This window comes from Winogradskyella undariae, assembly GCF_013285155.1.
GTDB classification, from domain to species: Bacteria; Bacteroidota; Bacteroidia; order Flavobacteriales; family Flavobacteriaceae; genus Winogradskyella; species Winogradskyella undariae.
In genome coordinates, this window is the sequence record NZ_JABTEL010000023.1 from 1 (window position 1) to 22,199 (window position 22,199).

A 22,199-nucleotide genomic window follows, 5' to 3' on the forward strand; every position below is an offset into this window, starting at 1 on the left:
TTAGTGACCAGTCTGGGGCTCGAACCCAGGACCCTCTCCTTAAAAGGGAGATGCTCTGCCAACTGAGCTAACTGGTCTTTATCGTTTTTTCTAACGAGGGTGCAAATATATAAGCTTTCTTTAATTTAACAACACTTTTTTTAATTTTTTTTCGTTTTTTTGTTGTGTCAAAACCTATAGGTTTAATAATCAATTTATAAGCATTATGATTGTAGTTTTAATAGGGTATATGGGATCAGGAAAATCAACTCTTGGAAAGGAGTTGGCTAGATCCTTGTCGTACAGTTTCTTAGATCTCGATGATTACATCGCGGAAAAAGAAACAGCCTCAATATCAGAAATATTTAAGTCAAAAGGAGAAATCTATTTTAGAAAAAAGGAAACAGAATATTTAAACGAAGTTATAAATTCTTCAGAAAATATTGTTTTAGCTTTAGGAGGAGGAACGCCTTGTTATAGTAATAACATGCCATTATTGATCAATAATACAAATGTAAAGAGTTTTTATCTAAAGCTTTCTATTCCGCTTTTAGTGGATCGTTTATTTACAGAAAAAGAAAAGCGACCATTAATTAGTCACTTAACTTCTAAAGAAGATTTAACAGAGTTTATAGGAAAACACCTATTTGAGCGTTCTCAATATTACAGTCAATCTCAATATATGATTAATACAGATCGTAAAACACAACTTGAGATCTTAGATGAACTGAAAGCTCAATTAATCTAAATAAGCTTCATACGGCTGTTTAGATAAATGAACATGTACATGTTCATATAAAGATGTAGAAAGAGAAATCCCTTTAAAATCTGCTTTTACTGGGTATTTTTTGTGATTACGATTTACTAATACAGCTGTTTTAAATTGTTTTAATGGTACATCTAAAAAATGTTTAATACCGTAAATTAAAGTGCTTCCTGAGTTTAAAACATCATCAACAAGAACTAAAGATTTATTAGTATAATCTTCTGCAGCCATAGATGTTTTTATAGGATCTGTCGGTGCTGTCTTGTTAATTTTAACTTTGCAAAGCGTAGATTCGATGTCAGAAATATTATCTAGGTTCGCTTTTATTTTTTTAGCGAGCAAATACCCATTGCTTTCAATACCTGCAATGATAAGTTCTGTTTCATTAACGTTGCTTTCATAAATTTGATAAGCAATACGTTTTATTTTATGCTCTATCTCTTTATGACTTAGAATTGTATTTTTTGTAAGTGCCATTTACTCTTTTTTTCAAAGATAAAAAACAGTTCTTTACCTTGTATTTCTTTTATGAAATTAATTAATCGTTCTAGTATTTTTTATTCTTCTTCATCATCACGGTAATCATCAATGTCTCTTCGGTCTTTTTTAGTTGGTCTTCCGGTTCCTTTTTTTCTATAGTAGTCTTTACTATATTTTAAAAGCTCTTGAGCTTCAAAAGCAGATTTAGGAGTCGTATCCACTCTATATAAATCAACAAGTTTTGCACCAACTCGGTTAGGAGGTAAGTCATTAACCGTTAGTTGATAAATTACTTGATCTTTTCTAAGTTCAATTTTATCTGTAGGAAAAACTTCTCTCGAGGGTTTAACAGCTGCACCATTAACTTTTATTTGCCCTTTTTTACATGCTTTTGTAGCAATGCTTCGGGTTTTGTAATAGCGTACACACCATAAATATTTATCAATTCGCATATCATTTCAATAAAAAACTACATTAATCTAGTAGTACAAAAATATTATATTATTGTATCTTGAGCGTTAAAATTAAGCAATAATGAATATCATGTACAAACTATGATAATTTAAACTTTAAAATTTAGTCTTTTATTAATAGCTATTAATCATAGTTGTAGTTTCTTGTAAGGATGATGAAGATGATGGAATATCTTTTGTAGAAGAAGATAGAACAGAGCAACAAATTAAAGATAATGATTCTATAATTACATATTTGTCAACACATTATTATAATTCTAGTTTTTTGAAATAGGGACTAACCATAAATCTGCAGATATTATAATTGAAGAATTGGCTGAAGGAGAGACTTTACCTACAGGAAATACTTTATTAATTGATGCTGTAGAAACTAAGACGACTATATATTTAGAAGCAGATTATAATTATTATATCTTAAGATTAAATCAAGGAGATGGTGATTCTCCTTATTTTACGGATATCGTTAGTGTTAAATATGAAGGTATTTCAATAAATCAAGCTTTAGATGGTAATAATAAATCTTTTGATTCTAGTGTGCTACCTGCTCTTTTTAATTTGCAAACAGGTTTAAATTCAACCGGAGTAATACAGGCGTGGCAACTTGTAATGCCAACTTTTAATGCTTCTTCTGGTTATGATATTGATGAAAGTGGAAATGTAGATTTTACAAACCCTGGTTTAGGTGTTATGTTTGTGCCTTCAGGATTAGCATTTTTTCATCAACAAGTACAGGTTATTCTTATGATAATTTAATGTTTAAGTTGTTACAATTCGAAATTGAAGACCATGATGATGATGGTGTACCTTCTTATCTAGAAGATTTAGATAATGACTTAGATGTTACTGATCATAATACAGATGATAATGGTTTTCCTGATTTTGTTGATGCAGATGATGATGGTGTTGCTACAATTGACGAAGTTCTACAAAATACATATACAGTAGATACTAATATTGGTGAAGAAGAACCTACACTTACTGATAATGAGTATATAAGTGCAAAATCAAAATTAGAAGGTGTTATTACTATTAAAACAGTAATTTTAGTAGATTCTAATAATGATGGTACTCCAGATTATTTAGATCCAGAATATTAATGAATAAATTTTATTAAATAAATAACTATAAGAAAAGCCACTCAATTTGAGTGGCTTTCTTTTTTATAAAAATTATTTGCTCTTCTCAAAGAGCAATAGATAAACTTAAGATCAATTGATCTGGTCTAGCATCAATTCTATTTAAAAAATTGGTTGTCTCTAAGTTGTTATTGATAAAAGTAGCTTCGTTATGATTAAAACCTCTTTCGTATCTTAGATCTATTCCTATGTTGTTAAAACTAAGAGCAAACCCAAAATTTAATCCTACAGAAAAATCTTCTTCAAAATCATCAACAGTAATACCTTCAAAATCGGTATCTAAAATGTATTGAAAAGAAGGTCCTGCAAAAACACTAAGAGGGCCAATTATTTTAACACCAACTAAGACCGGTAAATCAATTTTCTTCATTGAAAACTCATCGCTATTGTAATCACTTTTTGTAGCGGTGTACATTAGTTCTGGTTTTAAATACAACCGATTTCCTATTTTTCCGAAAACACCAATATGGTATCCAATATTACGATCCGAACTTCTAGCTTCGCTAGCAGATTCAAAATAGTCACCGTTAGCACTATAATTTAAGCCTCCTTTAATCCCGAAAGAATTTCCATTCTGCGCTGTTGCTGTAAATCCAACAAGAGCAAAAAAGGCACTGGCAACAATTGATTTTTTTAAATTATTCATAATGTTCGTTTTTTTTAAGATTAAGCACTTACTTTCAAAAACGGTGCCAGAAGAAAATTATTTCCTTTTCAATACTTTTTTAACAGCATTCTGAATTGCTTCACTATTTAATCCGTATTTCTCCATTAATTGAGCAGGAGTACCAGATTCACCAAAAGTATCTTTTGTAGCAACAAATTCTTGAGGCGTTGGGTTGTGTTCAGCTAAAACTCTAGCAACACTTTCTCCAAGACCACCCATGTAATTATGTTCTTCAGCAGTTACAATACATCCTGTTTTTGCAACAGAGTCTAAAATTGCTTTATCATCTAAAGGTTTAATAGTATGTATATTGATAACTTCAGCAGAAATACCAGCTTCGTTTAATGCTTTAGATGCTTCTAAAGCTTCCCAAACTAAATGACCAGTAGCTACAATAGTTACATCTGTACCTTCTGTAAATTTAACTGCCTTACCAATTTCAAACTTCTGATCAGCAGGCGTAAAAACAGGAACAGCAGGACGACCAAATCTTAAATATACAGGTCCATCATATTCTGCAATTGCTAAAGTAGCTGCTTTTGTTTGGTTGTAATCACAAGGATTAATAACGACCATTCCTGGTAACATTTTCATTAATCCGATATCTTCTAAAATTTGATGCGTTGCTCCATCTTCACCTAAAGTGATTCCGGCATGCGATGCACAAACTTTTACGTTTTTACCGGAGTAAGCGATAGATTGACGTATTTGATCGTAAACTCTTCCTGTAGAGAAGTTAGCGAAAGTTCCTGTAAAAGGAATTTTTCCGCCAATTGTTAAACCTGCAGCAATCCCCATCATGTTAGCTTCTGCGATTCCGATTTGGAAAAAACGCTCAGGATTCTCTTTAATGAATTCGTCCATTTTTAAAGATCCAATTAAATCGGCACAAAGTGCAACTACATTAGGATTTGTTCTTCCTAATTCAGCTAAACCAGCTCCAAAACCACTTCTTGTATCTTTTTTTTCTGTGTATGTATATGTTTTCATATGTATTGTTTTTACTGTCACATGCTATTCATTATAAATCATTTTCTTAAAGAATGATGATTTTTAGCATGCTCGGTCATAATAATGCCTACCTAAGTAGGTATCTGTATAATTAGACTTTATTTAGTAATCTCCTAATGTTTCAGGATTTTGAGCTAAACCTTTTTCAAGTTGCTCATCGTTTGGAGCTTTACCATGCCATGCGTGTGTATGCATCATAAAGTCAATACCATTACCCATTACAGTATGTAATAATACACAAACAGGTTTTCCTTTTCCGGTTAATGATTTAGCTTCTTTCATTCCTTTAATGACAGCTTCAACATTATTACCTTCTTCGATATCTAAAACAGTCCATCCAAAAGCTTCAAATTTAGCTCTGATGCTTCCCATAGGTAAAACATCGTCAGTAGAACCATCAATTTGTTGCTTGTTTAAATCAATTGTAGAAATAAGATTATCTACTTTTTTAGCTGAAGCATACATAATAGCTTCCCAATTTTGACCTTCTTGTAATTCACCATCTCCATGAAGACTATATACTAAATGATCGTCATTGTTTAATTTTTTAGTTTGTGCTGCTCCAATAGCAACAGACATTCCTTGACCTAAAGAACCAGATGCAATTCGGATACCAGGTAAACCTTCGTGTGTTGTTGGGTGACCTTGTAAACGCGAATTGATAAGTCTAAATGTGTTAAGCTCTTCTATAGGGAAATAACCAGCTCTTGCTAAAACACTGTAATATACAGGAGAGATGTGTCCGTTGGATAGAAAAAATAAATCTTCCCCAATACCGTCCATATCAAAACCTTCTTTGGTTTCTAATAACTCGTTGTATAGTGAAACAAAAAATTCGGCACAACCCAATGATCCACCTGGATGACCAGAATTGACCTTGTGCACCATTCGTATGATATCTCTACGAACTTGTGTTGTTAAATCGTTTAATTCTTTAATGTTTGGCATGTTATGTTGCTTAAGTTTTATCGTGCAAAAATAACTTTTTAAAGGGACTTTATCAAAGATTGAATCTAGGCACTTATTAACGAATTATAAGATTTGCTAACAATATTTTCATATTTCAACTTTAAAACAGCCAATGCTTCATTAAAAAATAGAAAAACGGTAGCTAAATAATGATAAGCTTATTTTTTTAAAACTAATTTAAGAAGGAATCTTGTAGAGTTATTTATATTTGCCGTCTGACTTACAATACATGAAATTTCAAAGAGTAGCAAAAGATAAACAATCTAAGGCAAGAGCCGGATCAATTACAACAGATCACGGTACAATAGAAACCCCTATTTTTATGCCTGTTGGTACAGTTGGTTCTGTAAAAGGAGTGCACCAACGCGAATTAAAAAACGATATTAATCCAGATATTATTCTTGGAAACACCTATCATTTATATTTAAGACCACAGACTCCAATTTTAGAAAAAGCTGGAGGATTACATAAATTTATGAACTGGGATCGTAATATTTTAACCGATTCTGGTGGATATCAAGTTTATTCTTTGTCTTCTAACCGTAAAATTAAGGAAGAAGGTGTAAAGTTTAAATCACATATTGATGGAAGTTACCATGTGTTTACGCCCGAAAACGTAATGGAGGTACAACGTAAAATTGGGGCTGATATTATTATGGCTTTTGATGAGTGTACACCTTATCCTTGTGATTATAATTATGCAAAACGTTCTATGCACATGACGCATCGTTGGTTAGATCGTTGTATAAATCACTTAGAAAAGACACCATTAACTTACGATTACGATCAAACATTTTTTCCTATTGTTCAGGGAAGTACATATAAAGATTTAAGACAACAATCTGCAGAATATATTGCAAATGCAGGTGCAGCAGGGAATGCTATTGGAGGACTTTCTGTAGGTGAGCCAGCAGAAGAAATGTATGCTATGACCGATGTGGTTTGTAGTATTCTTCCAGAAGATAAACCGCGTTATTTAATGGGCGTTGGTACACCAATCAATATTTTAGAAAATATAGCTTTAGGTGTCGATATGTTTGATTGTGTAATGCCGACACGTAATGCAAGAAACGGAATGTTATTTACAGCTTACGGTTCTATTAATATTAAGAATCTAAAATGGGCTGATGATTTTTCTCCTATTGATGAAATGGGTATAACATTTGTAGATACTGAATATACTAAAGCGTATTTAAGACATTTATTTACGGTGAATGAATTATTAGGAAAGCAAATAGCAACCATTCATAATCTAGGTTTTTACCTTTGGTTAACTAGAGAAGCTAGAAAGCATATTATTGCAGGTGATTTTAGAGAATGGAAAGATAAGATGGTTAAACAGATGGATAACAGACTGTAAAGTCTTTATTTTATATTGAAAAGAATAATAACTTAATAACGTAACGATACATTGAAAATATTAGATTGGTATATCATAAAGCGGTATTTATTTACATTTCTGATGATGTTAATATTGTTTGTTCCTATCGGGATAACAGTAGATTTAGCAGAAAAAGTAGGTAAAATGATTGAGAATGAAGTGCCTTTTGGAGAAGTTGCATTTTATTATTTAGATTTCACAGTTTATTTTGCCAACCTTTTATTTCCTTTATTTTTATTCTTATCTGTTATTTGGTTCACTTCAAAATTAGCAAATAACACAGAAATTGTAGCTTTTTTAAGTTCAGGTGTTTCTTTTTCTAGATTTTTAAGACCTTATATGATTGGCGCTACAATTGTAGCTTTAATCGCCTTATTTCTAGGGATGTATCTGGCTCCAATTGCAAGTCAGGGATTTAATGAGTTTAAATTTAAGTATTTAAAAAAGAATAAATCCGTCCAGCAAACCCGAGATGTTTTTCAACAGATTAATGATAATGATTACATTTTTGTGAGTAATTTTATTCCTAAAACAAAATCAGGTTTAAACTTTACCTATGAGCATTTTGAAGGCAATGAATTAAAATATAAAATTTTTGCAGACCGAATTAATTATGTTGAAAAGGATAGTTCTTATAAACTCACAACATATTTAAAACGTTCATTTAAAGATGGTGTAGAAACGGTAGAGAAAGAAAATCAGAAACTGATGGATTTTCCTTTTGAGCTCGAAGATTTAACACCTGTTGAGTACGCTGCAGAAACAAAATCTTATGGAGAATTACTTTCATTTATTGCTGCCGAAAAACGAAGAGGTTCTCCTAATATAGGCCGTTACCAAGTGGTAAAGCTTAAGAAGTGGAGTTTACCTGTCTCTATATTTATCCTTACTATTATTGCTGTTGCTGTGTCTTCTGTAAAACGAAGAGGAGGAATGGGAGTAAACCTAGCATTTGGTATTGCTATTGCTATGATCTACGTGTTCTTCGATAAAGTTTTTGGTGTTATGGCAGAGCAATCTAATTTCGATCCTGTAATAGCAGTATGGTTTCCAAACTTAGTATTTGGTGCTTTAGCTGTATATCTGCTTCAAAATGCCAAACGCTAAACTAAAAAATTATTTACACTTACATTTCCTTGTTTTAATAGCAGGATTTACGGCTATTTTAGGTGAATTAATCACCATTGGATCCATAGAATTGGTTTGGTTTAGAATGGTTATGGCTGGAATTTTAATGTTTATTTACATTAAGATTAGAGGGGTCAATATTAAAATATCTAGAAATACTTTTTTACAGTTTTCCGCCGCAGGAATCATTATAGCATTGCATTGGATAACCTTTTTCGAAGCTATTAATCAGTCTAATGTGTCTATTGCTTTAGCAATGTTTTCTTCAGGTGCTTTTTTTGCTTCCTTTATAGAGCCCATTTTTTTTAAACGTCGCATACTTGGTTCTGAAATAATCTTTGGTATTATAGTAATACTTGGGGTATTTTTAATTACTAGTGGACAAATGGGATACATTAATGGTATCGTTTTAGGATTGATTTCTGCTCTATTATCAACTCTTTTTGCTGTTATTAATGGCCGTTTTATAGAAAAACACGATGCTACGGTAATTTCATTTTATGAGTTTTTATGTGGAGTACTTTTTTTAACGGTATTTATACTTTTATCAGGTAAAACCTTCAATGCAGAGTTTTTTACACTTTCAGGTTCCGATTGGGTTTACTTATTTATTTTAGCTTCAATCTGTACAGCTTATGCATTTATAGGTTCAGTAGAAGTTATGCGCTTTATAAGTCCTTTTACTGTAATTCTTAGTTATAATTTAGAACCGGTATATAGTATTGCTATGGCACTCATGCTTTTTCCTGAAAAAGAAATGATGTCACCACAGTTTTATTTAGGCGCTATACTTGTTTTAGTTACAGTTTTATTTGATGCAATTTTTAAGAACTATATGAGACGGAAGAGTAAAACAGATCGTATTCCCAATTAAAGTTTTTATATTTGCACCCTAATTAATACTAACAAAAGACAAAACTAATTTCAAATTGTATGGAATACTTAGAGTTTGAATTACCCATAAAAGAATTAGAGCAGCAGCTAGATAAATGCGAAATTATTGGTAAAGAAAGTGAGGTAGATGTTTCTGAGACCTGTAAGCAGATTGAAAAAAAATTATCTGAAACTAAGAAAGAGATTTATAAAAACTTAACGGCATGGCAACGTGTTCAGTTATCTCGTCACCCTAATAGACCTTATACTTTAGATCATATTAAAGCCCTTTGTGGTGATACTTGGTTAGAGTTACATGGAGACAGAAATGTTAAGGATGATAAAGCAATGATTGGTGGTTTAGGTAAAATTGGAGATCAATCTTACATGTTTATTGGCCAGCAAAAAGGTTTTAATACTAAAACAAGACAATACCGTAATTTCGGAATGTCTAATCCAGAAGGTTACCGTAAAGCATTACGTCTTATGAAATCTGCTGAGAAATTTGGTATTCCTGTAGTAACTTTAATAGATACTCCGGGTGCATATCCAGGTTTAGAAGCTGAAGAACGTGGCCAAGGAGAAGCTATTGCTAGAAACATCTTAGAAATGGCACGTCTTAAAGTACCAATTATCACTATAATTATTGGTGAAGGTGCTTCAGGTGGAGCTTTAGGTATTGGAGTAGGTGACCGTGTAATGATGTTAGAGAATACATGGTATTCTGTAATTTCACCAGAATCTTGTTCTTCAATTTTATGGAGAAGCTGGGAATACAAAGAACAAGCGGCAGAAGCTTTAAAGTTAACGGCTAAAGATATGAAGCGCATGAAACTTGTAGATTCTATTATAAAAGAACCTTTAGGTGGTGCACATACAGATAGAGCAAAGACTTTTTTAGCTGTAAAAAATGCTATCGTTAAGTCTTATGATGAGTTGAAAGAATTATCAGCAACAGATTTAGTAAGCCAACGTATGGCAAAATATGATGAAATGGGAGTCTATAAAGATTAATCTTATTCTTCTTAAGGAATTTAAAAAAAAACTGAAGTTTTATACTTCGGTTTTTTTTGGCACTATTAACAATTAATTCGAGTTATTAACAGTTAGATTGTTGACGATTTGTTGAAATCGAAAAACGATTATTATCATTTACTCAACACTATTTAACTACTTTTGTTACCTATGAAACAACCCAATGCAGTACAAGGCTATAAAGTTGATAAAAGCACAATTATCAATTTAGAAAAAGGAAAAATACCACCACAAGCAACTGACTTAGAAGAAGTTGTGCTTGGTGCGATGATGATAGATAAGAAAGGGGTAGATGAAGTAATTGATATTTTAAGTCCAGATGCATTTTATAAAGAGGCACACAAACATATTTTTGAAGCTATTTTTAAATTGTTCGAAAACAGTGAGCCAATTGACTTATTAACCGTTTCTAGTCAATTAAAAAAAGATCAGAAGTTAGAAGTTGCAGGTGGTGATTTTTACCTGATTTCTTTAACTCAACGTGTCTCATCTTCTGCGCATATTGAGTTTCATGCACGTATTATTCTTCAAAAATTTATTCAGAGAAGTTTAATTAAAATTTCAAACGAAATTATAGAAGAAGCTTATGATGAAACTAAAGATGTTTTTGATCTTTTAGATACAGCTGAAGCTAAATTATACGAAGTCACCCAAGGTAACGTTAAGAAATCAACAGAATCTGCTCAGAGTTTGGTAATTCAGGCTAAAAAGAAAATTGAGGAGATGTCTAATAAGGAAGGAATGAGTGGTATTCCTACCGGTTTTAATAAATTAGATGAATTAACTTCAGGATGGCAACCCAGTGATTTAATTATTGTAGCTGCACGTCCAGGTATGGGAAAAACAGCAATTACGCTTACCATGGCAAGAAACATGGCTGTAGATAGTAATATTCCTGTAGCGTTCTTCTCTCTGGAGATGTCTTCAGTACAGTTAATTACGCGTCTTATTTCGAGTGAAACAACCTTGTCTTCAGAAAAACTAAGAACAGGTAAACTTGAAAAACACGAATGGGAACAATTAAACGTTAAGGTAAAAGCATTAGAAAATGCACCTTTGTTTATTGATGATACGCCGTCGCTTTCAATTTTCGATTTAAGAGCAAAAGCACGTCGTTTAGCATCTCAATATGGTATTAAAATGATCATGATTGATTATTTGCAGTTAATGACCGCTGGAGGAAGTCAGAAAGGAGGAAATCGTGAACAAGAAATATCTATGATTTCTCGTAACCTTAAAGCTTTAGCAAAAGAGCTAAGTGTACCAGTAATTGCTTTATCTCAGTTGTCCCGTGCTGTAGAAACGCGTGGTGGAAGTAAACGCCCATTACTATCAGATTTACGTGAATCTGGTGCAATTGAGCAAGATGCCGATATTGTATCATTTATTTACAGACCAGAATATTACAAGATTGATGAATGGGATGATGATGAGCGTTCACCAACAGCAGGTCAGGGTGAATTTATTGTTGCAAAACACAGAAATGGTGGTTTAGAAAATATTAGATTGAAATTCGTTGGTCACTTAGGTAAGTTTGAGAATCTTGATGATTTTGATACACCATTTGGTGAATTTCATTCTAAAATGAATGAAACACCAAGTGATAATGCATTTACACCAGATAATTTTCCTTCAGCATCTGATGCCTTTGGTAGTCCCGATGATGATGGAGTTCCTTTTTAAGAACATTTTATAGAAATGAAAACTGTATTTAACTTATCTTTGAATTTTGTAGTTAAAACCAAATCTGCCTCATGTTAGAAGAAAGACGCACAACAAATATTTTGTTGTTAATCATTACGGTTCCTTTAGTATTTTATTTACTTAAGATCTTGTCTTTTATATTTATACCATTGTTTTTTTCAATGTTTATAGCGCTATTGTTTTTACCATTAATGAGATGGTTAGGCCGTAGAAACGTACCAAGAGTAGTGAGTATTATTATTGTACTGCTATTAGTGGCACTTGGTCTTAAATTAGGTATAGAATTGGTTCAGTTATCTAGTAAGCAAATATTAGCGAATAATGCTGAGTTTTTAATGAAAGCCGAAGTGAAAATGGCTGACCTTAAAATTTATCTATTAGAGAATTTTGGTATTGTTGTAGAGCAAGAACATGGAATTTTAGGACAGTTATTTCAGAAAGAAAATCTAGGGTCTACTTTGGGATTCTTAAACTCATTTTTAACAAGTTTATTAATGACAGTTTTCTTTGTAGTACTGTGGTTAGCAGAATCTATTAATGTGCATAAGTTACTTAATAGTACATTGTTAAAACGTAAACATACTTCTGTAAAAACGTTTATGAAGATAGAGAAAGATCTTATTAAATTCATAAAAGTTAAGGTCTTGGTAAGTGCTTTAACCGGAATATTTACAGGATTAATGTGCGTGTTTTTTGATGTAAGTTTCCCTATATTTTGGGGCTTATTTGCCTTTGCTATTAACTTTGTGCAAATGGTAGGTTCTTTTATTTCCGTAATAATGTTGTCTATCTTTGCCTTTGTAGAATTAGATCCGACTAGTGTATTATTTTTCTTTATACTTTCTATATCTTTAGTTCAAGTTACTTTTGGAGCTGTTTTAGAACCTATTTTTATGGGGAAATCTTTCTCTATAAATATCATTGCTGTACTTGTTATGCTTATGTTTTGGGGATTCCTTTGGGGAATACCAGGTTTAATTATGGCAATTCCTATAACTGTTTTTATTAAAATTATATTAGAGCAGTTTGAAGGGACTAAAGTTATTGCAACACTACTTTCTGGTAATGAAAATTCAATAAACTAAATTTTATATTTTCAGGATTTTAGTTATACTTCTTATTTTATATTAAAAGGATTAAGTCTAGTTTGATATTAAAAGAATGATAAATACAGGCTTTATAGATTAAAATTTAATTATATTTCGTTCTAATTCTATGGCCTTGAAGAAAATCATTCTATTTTGTTTTGCACTATTTTTAAGTATGAAGACCTATGCGTCTTATATTCTTATTCCTATGGATGCAGAAACACAAGAAAACCACTTAAAAGCATACGGTATCACTTATTGGACATTAGAACGAGAGCTAAAGGTCAAATGGTTGCTTAACTACAGAGGTGGTTCTTTCTTATTACCAGATGCAGAGATCATTCAACGTGAGTGTCAGATTAGAGGGGTTTCGTTTGAAGTGATTTCAGATGCTAAAGCAGCACAAATTTTAGAAGAAATAGCAAGTCCAGCCGTTAACCAAGATGCAATTGTTTTAGAAAAAGCACCTAAAATAGCCGTTTACACACCTTCAGGAACAACACCTTGGGATGATGCTGTAACGATGGTGTTATCTTATGCCGAAATTCCATACGAAACTATTTATGATGAAGAAGTTTTAAATGATGAATTACTGTTATACGATTGGTTGCATTTACATCACGAAGATTTTACAGGTCAATATGGTAAATTTTACAAGAGCTATCGCTCAGCCGCTTGGTATATTGAAGACAAAAAAAATGCAGAGGCTTTAGCTGAAAAGTTAGGCTATAGTAAAGTATCTGATGAGAAATTAGCAGTGTCTCTAAAAATTAGAGACTATGTTGTAGGTGGTGGTTTTATGTTTGCCATGTGTTCTGCAACAGATAGTTTTGATATAGCTTTATCTGCTGAAGGTGTAGATATTTGCGAACCTATGTTTGATGGAGACGGTAGTGATCCAGCTTATCAAACTAAAATAGATTTTTCTAAAACATTTGCTTTTAAAGATTATGTATTAGAACGTAGTCCTAATGTTTATGAGTTTTCATCTATAGACATGACAACAAAGCGTCAAATACCTAAATTGACGGATTATTTTTCTTTAATGGAATATTCAGCAAAATGGGATCCTATTCCAACGATGTTAACTCAAAATCACACAGCGTTAGTTAAAGGATTTATGGGACAAACAACTTCATTTACTAAAGATCAAATAAAATCTAACGTTCTGGTGATGGGGGAGAACAGAACAAATGGAGAAGCCAAATATATACATGGAATAAAAGGTAAAGGTTTTTTTACTTTTTACGGTGGTCATGATCCTGAAGATTATACGCACAAAGTAGGAGATCCTAAAACCGAATTAGATTTACATCCAACTTCACCCGGATATCGGTTAATTTTAAATAATGTATTATTTCCTGCAGCTAAAAAGAAGAAGCAGAAAACCTAATATGAAGTATTTTAAATTTACGTTTTTCTTATTTATATTTCATTTGTCTTTTTCTCAAAGTGATTCTATTATAGATTTCGGTCAAAAATTAATAGATGATAATAAATTAGACAGTGCCCTTACTTATTTTGAAGCTCATTTATTAGATAAAACAAGTAAAGCTCAAGAGATCAAATTACTTATTGGTTTAGCTGAGATTTATAAATTGAAACTCGATTATAATAGTGCTAATAATTATTATTGTAAAGCATTAGCAGTAATAAATGGCAGTAATAATAAACAGTTAGAGTTTTATTATGATGTTAAAATGGCTGAGTTTTATAGAAAAAGAACACTTTTTAAAGAAGCAGAACAGCATTTAGATAGAGCAACACTACTTTTAAAATCTCATAAAATTGAAAATAAATATTTAGTAAAATATTATAGCAGAAAAGCAGCTTTATTTACAGAATATTACAATAATGCAGATTCCACATTCTTTTACGCAGAAAAAGCATTAAAGCTTTCAAAATTATTAAATGATAAAGATGGAGTTTTTTCTTCTACTCTAGAGATTTCTGGTGTTTATGAAGAAAATAAGAATTTTGATAAGACCATAGAGACTTTAGAAAATCTAATTTATTTTGCTGATCACAATAATTTAATTCAAAATAAGGTCGATGCATATATAAATTATACTAGAGTGCTAATAAAAGATAAGCAATATAATAAGGCTTTAGAAGAATCTTTGAAAGCTTTAGATTATGCGATAAAAAATGAACTTTTTTATGGAGAGATTCTATTTACCGATAATATTAGAAATATTTATGAAAAATTAGGAAATACAACTAAGGCTTATGAATATTTAAAAATACGATTAAGGCTCACAGATAAATATTATAAATTAGAGCACAGTAAATTTTTATTTGAGTTAGAAGAAAAATATAAATTAGCAGAAAAGGAAAATCAAATTCACATAAACAAATTAGAAATAGCTAATAAGGATAAAGAATTATCTACAAATAAAACGCGTTTGTACATTAGTGTTAGTTTATTTTTTAGTGCAACTCTCATTGCTTTATTAACTGCTATATTTTTTAAAAGAGCTAAAAAAGATAATAAACAGCTTCAATTTTTATCACAACAAAACGAATTTTTATTAAGTGAAGCAAATCACCGTATAAATAATAATTTACAATTAGTCATTATTCTTATTTCAGATCAATTAAAGAAGCCTTCAGAAGATACGACTTTGCAGTTTAAAAATATTTTATCTAAAGTTGAAGCCATTTCAACACTTCATAAACATTTATACAGAAATGAAGATAAGCAAGGAGTAGATATAGCAAACTATTTAGAGGATGTAAGAGATAGTTTTCTAGATGTATTTAAAGAGCATAAGATTAAAACCAATTTTAGTGTTGATCCTATTAATATTTCTTCTAATTATGCTATGTATTTTGGACTGTTATTAACAGAGTTAAGTATTAACTCTATAAAACATGCTTTTAGTTCACAAGAGTATAAAGAGATTAATTTTAACTTAAAAATCAAAGAAAGTAAATTATACTTTAAATATTCAGATAACGGGACAACAGCCACAGGAAAAAAACTAAAACTAAAATTAGTAGATAAGCTTTGTAGACAGTTAAAAATTGAATATAAAATTGATACCAGTAAGGGGTTCTTGTTTTTATTTGAAAAAGAAATGAATAATGCATAATATAAAGAATATAAAAATCCTTATTGTTGAAGATGAAGTTTTAATTGCAGATCATATTTTTGAAATTTTAGAAGAAGAATCTTTTAATAATCTAAAAATAGTGCATGATAAAGAATCGGCAAAAATTGAAATGATGCATTTTTTACCAGATATTATTTTAATGGATATTAATTTAGATGGTGAAAATTCAGGGATTGAATTGTCTAAAATTAAAAACAAGAATGCAGCTTTAATCTTTTTAACCGGTCAATACGATGCTCTTTTAATGAGTAAAGCGTTAAAAACAAATCCAGATGCATATTTAACTAAACCGATAAAACGTGTAGATGTATTAGCTTCTATAAATTTAGCATATATAAAAAAACAGGTAAAAACACTTCAAATTAAAGATGGTCATGATACAGTTTACGTACAATTTGATCACATTATTTACGTTGTTGCAGACGGGAATTATATAGATATTCATACCGAGAATAAAAAGTATACATTAAGGCAATCGTTAAATACATTTTCAGAACAATTATCATCAGAGACTTTTGTAAAAACACATCGTTCGTATATCGTTAATAAAACAAAAGTAGAGCGTGTTTCTTCAAATTCTATTTTTATAAAAGATATAGAGATTCCTCTATCTAGAACTTATGCTTTTCATTTTAAATAATATTAAACATATATAGTTAAGTAGTTAACACCTTATTATTTTTATGAGACTAAAATTCTACTTTTATTGCTGGCTTTTATAAGTCGTATATTATTTCAAGTATCGAATATAGATCTTTTAATAGGAGAGTAAAGTTATTTTATATATCAAAGATCAAATTCTTTAGAACTTTTAATTTTTTCTTATGCAGATGGTCAAAATCAATAACAACAAACTACATATCAATATAGTATAAGAATATAGTTAGTAAGACAGTAGATAAAGTTATGATCAATCACTTATTATGCACCTAACGCATACAATGTGACTTATATTAAAACATATTTATCAAATACTTCTGAAATAGCATCATTTTATTAATACGCTATTTTTATATAAAATTATTTCAAAAACATTATAAAAAGATAAATGATATATTAGTGTATTCACATACAAAATAATGTATTTCAAACCTTCTTGTTTTTAAGTAAAAAATTTAAATGTACATTTATTACTTATAATTTTATGAAGATAAATCCAACGTTATTATTAGTTTTTGTCTTTAGTCATATATTCTGTGCATCTTATTTTTTATAAAAAAGATAAGATAATTATTTTCTATTATTATACAGAACTACTTAAATAGATTTAGATAAAGTATAATACAATTGATATTTTCAGAGTTTAATATTGAATATATCATTTAAAATAAATTCGAGGTTTGGGGAAATTTCGAAAAAGGGTGATTAAGAAGTAGGGTTTTTAATCATTAAAAGAAAGGTCGCTTATTAGCGACCTTTCTTCTTTTCAAATACTTTCTTTTTTAATGTGTGTTTTTATTAATTTGAAAGCATTTATGTTTATTATTGATGATAATTATTTATGAATTATAATAAGAAGTCAACATGAAGTTCTTTCAAAAAGAAATAAAGCTAAATTCATTTACTAGAGGTTTTCATTTAATAACATCAGAAGTGAATAAAGCCATACCTGAAATTAATGAGATTAAAATAGGACAGCTACAAGTCTTTATTAAGCATACATCTGCAAGCTTAACAATAAATGAAAACGCAGATCCTACAGTAAGATTAGATTTTGAAAGTCATATAAATAAAATGGTACCCGAAAATCAATCCTATTATCAGCATACTTATGAAGGGGCAGATGATATGCCTGCACATATTAAGGCGTCTTTAATGGGGAGTTCTGTTGAAATCCCAATTACAAATGGAAAGCTTAATTTAGGAATTTGGCAAGGTATTTACCTTTGTGAACATAGAAATAATGCTTCAGGAAGACAATTAGTTTTAACTGTTTTCGGAAATTAATTGTTCTAAAACAACTTCAACACCAAAGTTATCATTAGACAGAGTTTCGTAATTAGCTACTGACTTTACTTCTGGATGTGCATTTTCCATAGCATAACTATACTTACAACATTTTAAAAGTTCTAAATCATTACTATAATCACCAAAAGCCATAGTTTCTTCTGGTTTAATATTGTACATGTTTTGTAGTAAGGTTATGGCATTCCCTTTGTTATTAATAGCTTTAGAGATATCTAACCAATGATTTCCAGAAACAACAACGCTTAATTTAGGTTTTAAATGTTTTACAAAAGGTAAAATATGTGCTTCAGAATTAACTTTGTGATATAAGGCAATCTTTATAACTTCATCTTTAATTTCTTCAAAAGAATCAACAATTGTATACTTTGAATAATATTCAGAAAAAATCTTCACCATATCTTCCGATGCTCGTAAAATATAAGCTTGCTTTTGTGTACAGAAAATAGGGTAGGTGTTATCTATTTTAGTTACCAATTCATAAAGCTCTAAAACTAATTTTGAATCTAAAGTATTTGCTAATAAAACGTTTTCATTTTCAATAACTAAACCTCCATTTTCTGCTATAATTGTAATATCAGTTTTTATGGCTTGTAGCTTTTCTACGATACTGTAATAAGGTCTTCCACTAGCTGCAACAAAACGTATATTTTGTTGTTGTAGTTGCTTAAAAACTTTAAAAAAGCGTTCACTAACTTGGTGATTAGTATTTAATAAAGTACCGTCCATATCTGTGACAACCATTTTAACGTCTTTCATATTTACTTATTTTAGAGGCTTAATTTATAGTTTAAATATATAGAAATAAAAAATCCGATTCAAATTAATGAACCGGATTTTTATAAGCGAAATGATGTTATTAATTTGGCTAAAAGCCTTACTTAACTTTGTTAATTATAGCTTCAAAAGCTTGTGGGTGATTCATTGCTAAATCAGCAAGAACTTTACGGTTCAAGTCGATATTGTTAGCTTTTAATCCTCCCATAAATTTTGAATAGCTCATTCCATGTTGTCTTGAACCTGCATTAATACGCATAATCCATAATGAACGGAATGTTCTCTTTTTTACTCTACGGTCTCTATACGAGTATTGCATCGCTTTGTCAACCGCATTTTTTGCTACTGTCCAAACGTTTTTACGTCTTCCGAAGTAACCTTTTGCTTGCTTAAGAACCTTTTTTCTTCTGGCTCTTTTTGCTACTGAATTTACTGATCTTGGCATTTCTTTTAATTTTGTTTTGTAGTAGGCGGTCTATTTATGACACTTGCTAAATTGTTTTGCCTAACTCCAGGGTTTATAATTTATTGTAACCGGTTAAAAAATATTACTTTAAACGTAACATTATTTTAACATTCTTCTCGTCAGCCTTATGTACTACTGTATCATGAGTTAACGCAAGCTTACGCTTTTTAGATTTTTTTGTCAAGATATGACTCTTAAAAGCATGCTTTCTTTTAATTTTACCAGTGCCAGTTAGTTTGAAACGTTTCTTAGCACTCGATTTAGTTTTCATTTTAGGCATTTTGTCCTCTTTTTTAATTTCGTTTCGCTTATTATTTTAATACACCCTATGCCAAAGGCATGGATATTTCTTCATTTTTAATATCAACTATTTAATATAATAGTGATATGTTATAGCCTAGACTATTTTTTCTTTGGTGAGATGAACATAATCATTCGCTTACCTTCAAGCTTAGGAAGTTGTTCTACCTTTCCATATTCTTCAAGATCTTGGGCTAATTTTAATAATAAAATTTGTCCTTGCTCTTTAAAAACAATAGATCGTCCTTTAAAGAAAACAAAGGCTTTTAACTTCGCTCCGTCTTTTAAAAATTTCTCAGCATGTTTCTTCTTGAACTCATAATCGTGGTCATCTGTTTGAGGACCAAAACGAATTTCTTTAACAACAACTTTAGTTGCTTTAGATTTTAACGTTTTTTCTCGTTTTTTCTGTTCGTAAAGGAATTTTTTATAATCCATAACTTTACAAACAGGAGGAGTCGCGTTTGGTGAAATCTCTACGAGATCTAAACCTTGTTCATCGGCAAACGATAATGCCTGTTTAACGGGGTAAACCCCTATTTCAACATTATCTCCGACTAATCTAACTTCCTCAGATCTGATCTTAGAATTTATACGGTGTTTATCTTCTTGAGATACACGTCTTGTAAAATTCTTTCTGTTTCTACGTATTGCTATGGCTTCTGTATTTAAATTAAACTTATATTACTTAAAAGTTTTTAGACTTTTATTAATGTTATCTTTTATTAATGTTGCAAAGGCTTCTACAGTAATTGTACCAAGGTCTTCACCTCCTCTTTGGCGTACTGTTATTGTATTATCCTTTTCTTCTTGCTCACCGACAATGATCATAAACGGAAACTTTTGTAACTCAGCTTCACGAATTTTCTTACCTACAGTTTCATTTCTGTTATCTGTGAGGGCGCGAATTTCGTCATTTTCTAGCACATTTAAAACTTTTTCAGCGTATTTTTCAAATTTCTCACTTATTGATATAATAACAACTTGCTCTGGCATCAGCCATAGTGGGAAATCTCCGCCTGTATGTTCTAATAAAATAGCGATGAAACGTTCCAGACTTCCAAAAGGAGCACGGTGAATCATAACCGGTCTGTGCATCTCGTTATCACTACCTTTATAAGTCAAGTCAAAACGCTCGGGTAAGTTGTAATCAACCTGTATAGTTCCTAATTGCCACTGTCTACCTAAAGCATCTTTCACCATAAAATCTAACTTAGGTCCGTAAAAAGCAGCTTCACCTGTTTCTACAACATAATTTAATTTTTTATCTATGGCAGCATTTAAAATTGCTTTTTCTGCTTTTTCCCAGTTTTCATCACTTCCAATATACTTGTCAGGATTCTCAGGATCCCTTAAAGAAACCTGAGCAGTAAAATCTTCAAATCCTAAAGATCCAAAAACATAAAGAACTAAATCTATAACAGCTTTAAATTCACTATCAAGTTGATCCGGAGTACAGAAAATATGAGCATCATCTTGTGTAAAACCTCTAACTCTCGTTAATCCATGTAATTCACCACTTTGTTCATATCTATAAACAGTACCAAATTCTGCATAACGTTTTGGTAATTCCTTATAAGAAAAAGGTTTTACGTTGTATATCTCACAGTGATGTGGGCAATTCATTGGTTTTAATAAAAATTCTTCCCCTTCAGAAGGAGTTGTAATAGGCTGAAAACTATCTGCGCCATATTTTGCATAATGCCCAGAAGTTTCATAGAGCTCTTTTTGCCCAATATGTGGTGTAACCACCATTTCGTAGCCAGCTTTCTTTTGTGCAGCTTTTAAAAAGTTTTCTAAACGCTCTCTTAAAGCCGCTCCTTTTGGTAACCATAATGGTAAACCTTGACCTACTTTTTTCGAAAAAGCAAAAAGCTCAAGTTCTTTACCTAATTTTCTATGATCTCTTTTCTTAGCTTCTTCCAAAAGATGAAGGTATTCAGTCAATTCTTTTTGTTTAGGAAACGAAACTCCATAAACTCTTGTCAATTGCTTGTTGTTTTCGTCACCTTTATAATAAGCACCAGCAACACTCAAAATCTTAACAGCTTTTATAATACCAGTATTAGGTATATGTCCACCACGACATAAATCAGTAAAAGTAGAATGATCACAGAAACTAATAGTTCCATCTTCTAAGTTTTCAATTAAGTCAACTTTATAATCATTCTTTCCTTTATAATAAGACAAAGCATCTGCTTTAGAGACATCACGCAATTTAAAATCGTGTTTACCTCTAGCGATTTCTATCATTTTAGTTTCAATAGTCTTAAAGTCCTTTTCAGAGATAGTTCCTTCACCTAAATCAACATCATAATAAAAACCATTATCAATAGCAGGACCAACCCATAGCTTCACACCAGGATAAAGTTCCTCTAAAGCCTGTGCTAAAACGTGAGCAGAAGAATGCCAAAATGCTTTTTTACCAGCATCATCTTTAAAAGTATATAAAGTAAGACTACCATCTGTCGTTAATGGAGTGGTGGTTTCAATAACGGTGTCATTGAATTTTGCTGAAATAACATTACGGGCAAATCCTGCACTAATGTCTACAGCCACTTCATAAGGAGTCACATCTTTTTCGAAAGACCTAACGGAACCATCTGGTAGAGTAATTTGTATCATTATATATAGTATAAATTTTAGCCCACAAAGATATACCTATATAAGGAATAGACAAAGTGAAGTTTCTATAAATATATAACAAGTTTTTTTTTGGCATTTCGCTTTTGCTTTCAAGGAGCAAAAGCGCCGCGTCATCCGCTATATCTTTTTAGAATAGGCGTTGATCATATAATAAGATCTCATCTATATATAGTAACATTACCTTTTATAAAGTTTTAGGATAAAAAAAGGATGCCGCTCCTACCGCTAATGCGGGGATA

23 protein-coding genes and 1 tRNA gene are annotated in these 22,199 nt (G+C 31.0%); 13 read left to right on the forward strand and 11 right to left on the reverse strand.

Annotation, left to right across the window (positions count from 1 at the left end; translation table 11 throughout):
* Positions 1-4: 4 nt before the first annotated feature.
* Positions 5-77: transfer RNA gene (locus HSX10_RS17680), tRNA-Lys, on the reverse strand.
* Positions 78-205: 128 nt separating this feature from the next.
* On the opposite strand from HSX10_RS17680, the gene HSX10_RS17685 reads away from it, so the two are divergent.
* Positions 206-727, forward strand: coding sequence for a shikimate kinase (locus HSX10_RS17685; RefSeq protein ID WP_173589585.1), 522 nt, complete (start codon positions 206-208; stop codon positions 725-727).
* On the opposite strand, the gene HSX10_RS17690 is transcribed toward HSX10_RS17685, so the two are convergent.
* Positions 719-1,222 (reverse strand): phosphoribosyltransferase family protein, encoded by a 504-nt coding sequence (locus tag HSX10_RS17690; RefSeq protein ID WP_173589586.1) that lies wholly within the window; start codon positions 1,220-1,222, stop codon positions 719-721. The two genes, HSX10_RS17685 and HSX10_RS17690, sit on opposite strands and share 9 nt — an antisense overlap.
* 80 nt (positions 1,223-1,302) lie before the next feature.
* Positions 1,303-1,677: an RNA-binding S4 domain-containing protein gene (locus HSX10_RS17695; protein ID WP_173589587.1), complete on the reverse strand. Its 375-nt coding sequence runs from the start codon at positions 1,675-1,677 to the stop codon at positions 1,303-1,305.
* A gap of 333 nt (positions 1,678-2,010) precedes the next feature.
* Here HSX10_RS17695 and HSX10_RS17700 point away from each other — a divergent pair, with 333 nt between their 5' ends.
* Positions 2,011-2,451: an FKBP-type peptidyl-prolyl cis-trans isomerase gene (locus HSX10_RS17700; protein ID WP_173589588.1), complete on the forward strand. Its 441-nt coding sequence runs from the start codon at positions 2,011-2,013 to the stop codon at positions 2,449-2,451.
* 8 nt (positions 2,452-2,459) lie between these two features.
* Positions 2,460-2,795, forward strand: a complete 336-nt coding sequence (locus HSX10_RS17705; RefSeq protein ID WP_173589589.1) for a hypothetical protein — start codon at positions 2,460-2,462, stop codon at positions 2,793-2,795.
* Positions 2,796-2,880: 85 nt separating this feature from the next.
* Here HSX10_RS17705 and HSX10_RS17710 read toward each other — a convergent pair whose 3' ends face one another.
* From HSX10_RS17710 to HSX10_RS17720, 3 genes are all read right to left on the reverse strand, one after another.
* Positions 2,881-3,480 carry an outer membrane beta-barrel protein gene (locus tag HSX10_RS17710; RefSeq protein WP_173589590.1) on the reverse strand — a complete coding sequence of 200 codons (600 nt, stop codon included), beginning with the start codon at positions 3,478-3,480 and terminating at the stop codon, positions 2,881-2,883.
* 57 nt (positions 3,481-3,537) lie between these two features.
* Positions 3,538-4,491 (reverse strand): transketolase family protein, encoded by a 954-nt coding sequence (locus tag HSX10_RS17715; protein WP_173589591.1) that lies wholly within the window; start codon positions 4,489-4,491, stop codon positions 3,538-3,540.
* Between the two features lie 123 nt (positions 4,492-4,614).
* Entirely contained in the window at positions 4,615-5,460 is an 846-nt protein-coding gene (locus HSX10_RS17720) for a transketolase (RefSeq protein WP_173589592.1), read from the reverse strand.
* A gap of 250 nt (positions 5,461-5,710) precedes the next feature.
* Here HSX10_RS17720 and tgt point away from each other — a divergent pair, with 250 nt between their 5' ends.
* The 10 genes from tgt to HSX10_RS17770 all read left to right on the forward strand — a co-directional run bounded on the left by tgt (position 5,711) and on the right by HSX10_RS17770 (position 17,753).
* Positions 5,711-6,841, forward strand: a complete 1,131-nt coding sequence (gene tgt / locus HSX10_RS17725; protein WP_173589593.1) for a tRNA guanosine(34) transglycosylase Tgt — start codon at positions 5,711-5,713, stop codon at positions 6,839-6,841.
* Between the two features lie 105 nt (positions 6,842-6,946).
* A complete protein-coding gene (locus HSX10_RS17730; RefSeq protein ID WP_246293619.1) occupies positions 6,947-7,969 on the forward strand; it encodes an LptF/LptG family permease in 1,023 nt (340 codons plus the stop codon).
* The gene (locus HSX10_RS17735; protein WP_173589595.1) at positions 7,956-8,864 is read left to right on the forward strand and encodes a DMT family transporter; all 909 of its coding nucleotides are present in this window, start codon (positions 7,956-7,958) and stop codon (positions 8,862-8,864) included. Before HSX10_RS17730 ends, HSX10_RS17735 begins: the two co-directional genes overlap by 14 nt.
* 59 nt (positions 8,865-8,923) lie before the next feature.
* Positions 8,924-9,877 carry an acetyl-CoA carboxylase carboxyltransferase subunit alpha gene (locus HSX10_RS17740; RefSeq protein ID WP_173589596.1) on the forward strand — a complete coding sequence of 318 codons (954 nt, stop codon included), beginning with the start codon at positions 8,924-8,926 and terminating at the stop codon, positions 9,875-9,877.
* 171 nt (positions 9,878-10,048) lie between these two features.
* Positions 10,049-11,581 (forward strand): replicative DNA helicase, encoded by a 1,533-nt coding sequence (gene dnaB, locus HSX10_RS17745; RefSeq protein WP_173589597.1) that lies wholly within the window; start codon positions 10,049-10,051, stop codon positions 11,579-11,581.
* 71 nt (positions 11,582-11,652) lie between these two features.
* Positions 11,653-12,687, forward strand: coding sequence for an AI-2E family transporter (locus tag HSX10_RS17750; protein ID WP_173589598.1), 1,035 nt, complete (start codon positions 11,653-11,655; stop codon positions 12,685-12,687).
* A gap of 178 nt (positions 12,688-12,865) precedes the next feature.
* On the forward strand, positions 12,866-14,083 hold the full coding sequence (locus HSX10_RS17755; protein ID WP_173589599.1) for an asparagine synthetase B: 1,218 nt from the start codon (positions 12,866-12,868) through the stop codon (positions 14,081-14,083).
* A 1-nt stretch (position 14,084) separates the two neighbouring features.
* Complete coding sequence (locus tag HSX10_RS17760) at positions 14,085-15,785, forward strand: tetratricopeptide repeat-containing sensor histidine kinase (RefSeq protein ID WP_173589600.1); 1,701 nt, start codon at positions 14,085-14,087, stop codon at positions 15,783-15,785.
* Positions 15,778-16,446: a LytR/AlgR family response regulator transcription factor gene (locus HSX10_RS17765; protein WP_173589601.1), complete on the forward strand. Its 669-nt coding sequence runs from the start codon at positions 15,778-15,780 to the stop codon at positions 16,444-16,446. The genes HSX10_RS17760 and HSX10_RS17765 overlap by 8 nt, the downstream gene beginning before the upstream one ends.
* A gap of 884 nt (positions 16,447-17,330) precedes the next feature.
* On the forward strand, positions 17,331-17,753 hold the full coding sequence (locus tag HSX10_RS17770) for a secondary thiamine-phosphate synthase enzyme YjbQ (RefSeq protein WP_173589602.1): 423 nt from the start codon (positions 17,331-17,333) through the stop codon (positions 17,751-17,753).
* Here HSX10_RS17770 and HSX10_RS17775 read toward each other — a convergent pair.
* The 5 genes from HSX10_RS17775 to thrS all read right to left on the reverse strand — a co-directional run bounded on the left by HSX10_RS17775 (position 17,733) and on the right by thrS (position 21,939).
* Positions 17,733-18,530, reverse strand: coding sequence for an HAD family hydrolase (locus HSX10_RS17775; RefSeq protein WP_173589603.1), 798 nt, complete (start codon positions 18,528-18,530; stop codon positions 17,733-17,735). The genes HSX10_RS17770 and HSX10_RS17775 overlap by 21 nt on opposite strands.
* A gap of 118 nt (positions 18,531-18,648) precedes the next feature.
* Positions 18,649-18,993: a 50S ribosomal protein L20 gene (gene rplT / locus HSX10_RS17780; RefSeq protein WP_173589604.1), complete on the reverse strand. Its 345-nt coding sequence runs from the start codon at positions 18,991-18,993 to the stop codon at positions 18,649-18,651.
* Positions 18,994-19,096: 103 nt separating this feature from the next.
* Positions 19,097-19,294 (reverse strand): 50S ribosomal protein L35, encoded by a 198-nt coding sequence (rpmI, locus tag HSX10_RS17785; RefSeq protein WP_173589605.1) that lies wholly within the window; start codon positions 19,292-19,294, stop codon positions 19,097-19,099.
* 122 nt (positions 19,295-19,416) lie between these two features.
* Complete coding sequence (gene infC / locus HSX10_RS17790) at positions 19,417-19,965, reverse strand: translation initiation factor IF-3 (protein WP_173589607.1); 549 nt, start codon at positions 19,963-19,965, stop codon at positions 19,417-19,419.
* Between the two features lie 33 nt (positions 19,966-19,998).
* The gene (gene thrS, locus HSX10_RS17795; protein ID WP_173589606.1) at positions 19,999-21,939 is read right to left on the reverse strand and encodes a threonine--tRNA ligase; all 1,941 of its coding nucleotides are present in this window, start codon (positions 21,937-21,939) and stop codon (positions 19,999-20,001) included.
* Between the last annotated feature and the right edge of the window lie 260 nt (positions 21,940-22,199).